The organism is Castellaniella sp. (assembly GCF_036379515.1).
Classification (GTDB): Bacteria; Pseudomonadota; Gammaproteobacteria; order Burkholderiales; family Burkholderiaceae_B; genus Castellaniella.
Genome location: NZ_DASVGN010000007.1, coordinates 106,796 through 113,125, shown reverse-complemented (window position 1 = coordinate 113,125; position 6,330 = coordinate 106,796). Strand labels below are relative to the sequence as shown.

At 62.8% G+C, this 6,330-nt stretch carries 7 protein-coding genes; 2 read left to right on the top strand and 5 right to left on the bottom strand.

The genetic code is table 11. The annotated features are described in order from the left end of the window. Positions 1–808: tyrosine--tRNA ligase (gene tyrS, locus VF285_RS02025; RefSeq protein WP_346950937.1), on the bottom strand; the 808-nt coding region annotated here is incomplete at its 3' end. A 184-nt stretch (positions 809–992) separates the two neighbouring features. On the opposite strand from tyrS, the gene VF285_RS02020 reads away from it, so the two are divergent. Next, on the top strand, positions 993–2,327 hold the full coding sequence (locus VF285_RS02020) for a M23 family metallopeptidase (protein WP_346950936.1): 1,335 nt from the start codon (positions 993–995) through the stop codon (positions 2,325–2,327). 14 nt (positions 2,328–2,341) lie between these two features. Continuing rightward, the gene (locus VF285_RS02015) at positions 2,342–3,430 is read left to right on the top strand and encodes an anhydro-N-acetylmuramic acid kinase (RefSeq protein ID WP_346950935.1); all 1,089 of its coding nucleotides are present in this window, start codon (positions 2,342–2,344) and stop codon (positions 3,428–3,430) included. Between the two features lies 1 nt (position 3,431). Here VF285_RS02015 and erpA read toward each other — a convergent pair whose 3' ends face one another. From erpA to rpsI, 4 genes are all read right to left on the bottom strand, one after another. Further along, positions 3,432–3,797 carry an iron-sulfur cluster insertion protein ErpA gene (erpA, locus tag VF285_RS02010; RefSeq protein WP_346950934.1) on the bottom strand — a complete coding sequence of 122 codons (366 nt, stop codon included), beginning with the start codon at positions 3,795–3,797 and terminating at the stop codon, positions 3,432–3,434. Beyond that, a complete protein-coding gene (locus tag VF285_RS02005; protein WP_346950933.1) occupies positions 3,794–4,654 on the bottom strand; it encodes a DUF6776 family protein in 861 nt (286 codons plus the stop codon). The genes erpA and VF285_RS02005 overlap by 4 nt, the downstream gene beginning before the upstream one ends. Before the next feature lie 22 nt (positions 4,655–4,676). Next, positions 4,677–5,741: an N-acetyl-gamma-glutamyl-phosphate reductase gene (gene argC / locus VF285_RS02000; RefSeq protein WP_346950932.1), complete on the bottom strand. Its 1,065-nt coding sequence runs from the start codon at positions 5,739–5,741 to the stop codon at positions 4,677–4,679. 186 nt (positions 5,742–5,927) lie between these two features. Beyond that, positions 5,928–6,320: a 30S ribosomal protein S9 gene (rpsI, locus tag VF285_RS01995; protein WP_346950931.1), complete on the bottom strand. Its 393-nt coding sequence runs from the start codon at positions 6,318–6,320 to the stop codon at positions 5,928–5,930. Between the last annotated feature and the right edge of the window lie 10 nt (positions 6,321–6,330).

Sequence of the window (6,330 nt, the reverse complement as noted above, 5' to 3'; positions counted from 1 at the left end):
GCCACATCAGTTCGTCCGAAATGGACATCACCTTGCCGAACATCTCACCGGGCGGCTCTTCGATACCGATGTAATTACCGAGAGACTTTGACATCTTGTTGACGCCGTCGAGGCCCTCGAGCAGCGGCAGCGTCAGGATGCACTGGGGCTCCTGGCCGTATTCTTTTTGCAGTTCGCGCCCTACCAGCAGGTTGAACTTCTGGTCGGTGCCGCCCAGCTCCAGGTCAGCCTTCAGGGCAACGGAGTCATAGCCTTGCAGCAGCGGATACAGAAATTCGTGCACCGAGATGGGGATGCCGCCCTTGAAGCGGCGCGTGAAGTCGTCGCGCTCCATCATGCGGGCCACGGTATAGCGCGAGGCCAGTTGAATCAGCCCGCGAGGGCCCAGCTTGTCGCACCATTCGGAGTTGTAGCGGATCTCGGTACGGGATGGGTCCAGCACCAGGCTGGCCTGCGCGTAATAGGTCTTGGCATTTTCGTGAATCTGCTCGGGCGTGAGCGGCGGGCGGGTGGCGTTGCGTCCGCTGGGATCGCCGATCTGCGCGGTGAAATCGCCAATCAGAAAAATGACGGTATGCCCCAGGTCTTGCAGTTGGCGCATCTTGTTGAGCACCACCGTGTGACCCAGGTGAATATCGGGCGCCGTGGGGTCAAGGCCCAGTTTGATGCGCAGCGGCACGCCAGTGGCGCGGCTGCGCGCGAGTTTGTTGGTGAATTCTGAAGCGACGAGAAGTTCGTCGCAGCCCCGCTGTGCCACGCGCAGATCACTGGCGATCTGGGGGTCTACAGGGCTGGTGGGGGACGACATGATATAGGTTTTTACGAGAAAAATTGAAACACGGCTCGAAAAAGCACGCGCTATGCGCTAGCATAACGTGCCTTTGCAGCTTCTGTACAACACATTCGTCGCGGAACTGAACGAAAGGGCTCCATGTTAGCAGAGCCCATCAGCAGATTTTGCGCACACCAGAAATCCTCCGGACGCCTTGCCCATGATGCCTGATGAACAGCAGACACACTCCTCCCGTCATGTCACACGTAGTTTGCTGATTGCCGCCGGGGGTCTGTTTCTGACTGCTGCCGCACTGGCTGTTGTCCGACCGTCCGCCCCACCCGAACCCATTTTTCACGCGCGCCAGACGCTGGATCTGCCTCCCATGGGAAGCCCGGCGGCCAGGAACCCGGCGCCCTTCATTGCCTCGACTCGCATCCGACGCGGCGACACGGTCTCCGATCTGCTTGCACGTCTGGGCGTGAACGAAGACGGTCTGCTCACATTCCTGACCCACGACAACAGCGCACGGTCCATCTACAAGCTCTACCCCGGCCGCACCATTGAAGCGGCGCTGGACAACCAGAACCGACTGGTCTGGCTGCGCTATTCGCATACGCCAGGCAGCAGTGCAAAATCAGGCGTGGATTCCTCGTGGCTCGAGGTCCGCCCCGACGGAAAAGGCAACTTCACGGCGCAGGAACAGACTGTCGCCGCCTCCCGGGAACTGCGCGTCGCCGAAGGCGAAATCAGCAGTTCTTTGTTTGGCGCAGCCGACGAAGCGCACATCCCGGACGCCGTCACCATGGAAATGGTCGACATCATGGGCAGTCGCATCGACTTCCTCAAGGATTTGCGCAAGGGTGACCGCTTCCGCATTTTGTACGACGCCTACACGCACGACGGCGAAGAAGTGGGCACCGGACGTATTCGCGCTCTTGAATTCATCAACGGCGGCAAAACCTACAGCGCCGTATGGTTCGACGACTCGCACGGCAACAGCGGCTATTACGATTTCTCGGGCGCGAGCCTGAAGGGCGCATTCCTGAAGACGGCCATCAAGTTCACCCGCATCAGCTCGCGCTTTGGCATGCGCATGCACCCCATCCACAAAAAATGGGTGGGTCACAAGGGGGTGGACTATGCGGCGCCTGCGGGCACGCCCATCCACGCCACGGCGGACGGTACGGTGGCCTTCATCGGCCAGCAAACCGGCTACGGCAATGTCATCATCCTGAAGAACTTTGGCCAATATTCCACGCTCTATGCACACCAAAGCCGCTTTGCAGCGGGGCTGCACAAGGGCGATCACGTGCAGCAGGGCCAGCTGATCGGCTACGTAGGCCAGACGGGTTGGGCAACCGGGCCACACCTGCACTACGAGTTCCGCATCAACGACAAGCCGGTCGATCCGCTGTCGGTGGCGCTACCGGTGGCACAGCCGCTGGATCCCGCCGACCAGAAAAGCTTCCGTGCCTTGGTGGCACACTACCAGCCTGACATCCAGATGCTGGCCGCGCTGCAGAACAGTCGCATCCAGGTAGCCGAACGCTGACCCAAGGTCTGTCTATGTCCGAGATCTACATCGGCCTGATGTCGGGCACCAGTACGGATGGTGTGGATGGCGTGCTGGCGGATTTGGCCGGCGACGGCATCCGAGTGCTGGCCAGTACCAGCCTGCCCTTGGCAGGCCCCTTGCGCGAACAGCTGTTGGCGCTGAATACCTCAGGCCCCGACGAGTTGGCTCGCAGTGCCCGGGCGGCCCTGGGCCTGGTCGACGCCTACGCTGCCGTCTGCGCCGAGCTGCTGCGCCTGTCAGGTTTGCCCGCCACGGCCGTACGAGCGGTGGGGTCACACGGCCAGACCGTGCGCCACGCGCCGCAAGACGGCTATACGATCCAGATCAATGCCCCCGCACGGCTGGCCGAGCTCACCAGCATGGCGGTCGTGGCGGATTTTCGCAGCCGCGACGTGGCAGCCGGAGGGCAAGGTGCGCCACTGGTCCCGGCGTTCCACGCCGCGCGCTTTGGCCGCAATGCCGGCCGGACGGTCCTGAACCTGGGGGGGATTGCGAACCTGACCGTCCTTGGCGCTCCGGTGCGGGGCTTTGACACAGGCCCCGCCAACATGCTGATGGATGCCTGGATACAACAACACCTGGGGCAGCCATTTGACCGCGACGGCGCCTGGGCGGCGCGGGGACGCTGCAATCCCATGCTGCTGGACCTGCTGCTGGCGGAGCCCTGGTTCAACACGGTGCCGCCCAAGTCCACGGGTCGCGACCTGTTCAATCTGAGCTGGCTGCAAAAGCATCTGAAGTCTTTGCCGATCACGGTGTCCGACGCCGACGTGCAGGCCACACTGCTGCAGCTGTCCGTCACGACCATCGTCGATGCCATCCAGACCCATGCGCCCGAGACTCAGGAAGTCCTTGCCTGTGGCGGCGGGGCACTGAACCGCGGGTTCATGCACGCGCTGGCCCGGCAGCTATCCTGCCCACTGACCACGACAGATACCTATGGGGTGCCGGCCCAGACGGTCGAGGCGCTGGCCTTTGCCTGGCTGGCACAAGCCTGCCTGCACCAAAAGGCGGCCTGCTGGCCCGAAGTGACAGGCGCGCGCCATGCGAGTATCGCTGGCTGCCTGTACCCTGCCTGAGTCAGGGCTCGAACGAAGAGCCGCAACCGCAGGTGCTCTGGGCGTTGGGGTTGTCGATGACGAACTGTGCTCCGTAGAGATCTTCCTGGCAGTCGACTCGTGCCCCCGCGAGAAAAGGCGCACTCTGTGCATCGACCACCAGGGTAGCGCCCGCACATTCGACCAGCGTGTCGTCGTCGTGCACGGCTTCTTCCATGGAAAACCCATACTGAAAGCCGGAACAGCCGCCGCCTTGGACATACACGCGCAGCTTGAGCGCCGCGTTGCTGCACTCCTGCTGCAACGTACGCACACGGGCCGCAGCCGCATCGGTCAGCGTGGGCAGGCCTGGAGCGGTCTGCAGATCGGTCTGTGCTACACGAGTCATTGTGATGCTCCCGTCGGTGGGTTCGCGGCGGATGCCGCCTTTGGGATGGCGCTTTGGGACGCGCGCACCGTATCGCCTTCGAGCACGTCAACACGCACCGATTGAATCATGAGCCCGGGGATTTTCTCGAGCACGCCCGTGCTGCGCTGATATTGATCGAAGTCCAGCGCCAGGGGATCAACCGGCGCAGCGGGTGCTGTCTTGGGCGACGCAGACGAAGCGCTGGCCATTGCAGGGGCAGGGGCAGGGGCGTGATCGGATGCTGCAGGCGTTGCAACGTTGGCAGGAGCGGCATCAGCAGAGGCCGCGCCCGCCGCCGGGGCTCCGTCGCTTTGCGGAGCGCTCAAGGGAATCTGCACGGTCTTGCCGTTCTGGCGGCCCGTGGCCACGAACCGCAGACGCCCTTTGAGGGGCGCGGACGAGTCTGGCGCGCTGCGTGTCAGAAGCACCCGATAGTGGAGAAAATCGCCCTCGGGCTGGACGTCGAAAGCCCGAACCGTGACAGACCCCGCCGGCCCCGCCGGCAACAACTGTTCGTAGAAAGACAACTGGTCGCGCGTGTTGCCCAGGGCCTGCTGCAGCTCGGTGACCTTGTCCTGCAGCGTACGCTGCGTGCCATCTTGCACGTTGCTCTGGCTCGTCAAGGCCGCCAGCGCCGCCTGCGATTGAGTGAGATGGTCTTGCAGCTCGGTGTTTTGCACTTGCAGCGCCTTGATGTGTTCACGGTCGCCCGAGTGCATGCCGACGTGCATGACCACCGCCCCCACTACGAAAGCGAGAATCAGCACCAGCAGGCGCGAGAGACCCCGTACCAACCAGCTGCTCAGGCCACCTCGCCCATTTTGATTCGTTGCCATGATCGCTCCTGAACGCTGGGCCTTACGGCAACACGGCCACTTGCTGCAAGCCGGTGGTTTCCGGGAAGCCGAACATGAGATTCATGTTCTGCACAGCCTGACCCGCCGCCCCCTTGACCAGATTGTCTTGCACCACCAGTACCACCAGCGTATCGCCATCGCCCGGGCGATGCACGGCAATACGCAGCATGTTCGAGGCCCGCACCGAACGCGTCTGCGGCAAGCTGCCAGCCGGCATGACGTCGACGAAGGGTTCGCCCGCATAGCGCTTTTCGTAGAGCGCCTGAAAATCGGTCTGCATGGCATCCGGCAAAATGCGCAGATACAGGGTGGAGAACATGCCGCGGATCATGGGCACCAGATGCGGCACAAAGGTGACGCTCACCGGCACGCCTGCAATGCGGTTCAGGCACTCGGTGATTTCAGGGTGATGCCGGTGCCCGGCCACGCCATACGCCGCAAAATTATCAGACGCCTCGCAAAACAGCGACCCCACCTGGGTCTTGCGACCCGCGCCCGACAAGCCGGATTTTGAATCGGCAATGATGTGGGCGACGTCCACCAGCGGCTGCGCTGCCTGCAACACGGGCGCGAGCCCCAGCAGCACGGTCGTGGGATAGCACCCCGGATTGCCCACCACCCGGGCCTTGCGGATGCGCTCGCGGTCCAGCTCGGGCAAGCCATAGACGGCGTCGCGCAGCACGGCAGGGCAGCTGTGCGGCAGCTTGTACCATTTTTGAAAGGTATCGACGTCCTGCAGCCGGAAATCTGCCGCCAGATCAATCACCCGCACATCGTGCTTGAGCAAGGCCGGAGTTTGTTCCATGGCCACGCCATGGGGCGTGGCAAAGAACACTACGTCGCACTGATCGAGCGCGGCTTCTTCGGGTGTCTGGAAGCACAGGCCGACGTGACCACGCAGATTGGGGAACATGTCCGCCACCGGCAGGCCTGATTCCTTGCGTGAGGTGATGGCGTGCAGGTCCACACGCGGGTGCTGCGAGAGCAGGCGCAAGAGTTCGACGCCGGTGTAGCCGGTGCCACCAACGATGCCAACTTTGATGCGCGATGGGGTGTCTTGCGTCATGGAGGTGAACCTTGTGAAAGAGCAGAGGCCAGCCCCTGCCGTCAAAACAGCAAAATGATCCTTTATTGTAGGCCAGACCAGCCTGCGCCTCCCGCACCGGCCCGCTTGCAGCAAGGACTTCTTTGACGCAAAAACCCCGACGCGAAGGCCGGGGTTTTTGTCGCATGAGCCGTTGCCGGCCGATGCTTAGCGCTTGCTGAACTGCTTGCGCCGACGGGCCTTGTGGAAGCCGACCTTCTTGCGCTCGACTTCGCGAGCGTCACGCGTGACGAGCCCGGCCTGCTTGAGCGGGGACTTCAGCGTTTCGTCGTAGTCGATGAGCGCGCGAGTGATGCCGTGACGCACGGCACCGGCCTGGCCAGATTCACCGCCGCCCGTGACGTTGACGTGAAAGTCGAACGATTCGAGGTGGTTGGTGACTTCGAGTGGCTGGCGCACGACCATGCGGCCGGTTTCGCGGGCGAAGTATTCGTCTACCGGACGACCGTTGACGACGATCTTGCCAGTGCCTTTCTTGAGAAAGACGCGGGCCACGGACGTCTTGCGGCGGCCAGTGCCATAGTTCCAATTACCGATCATGATGGCCTAT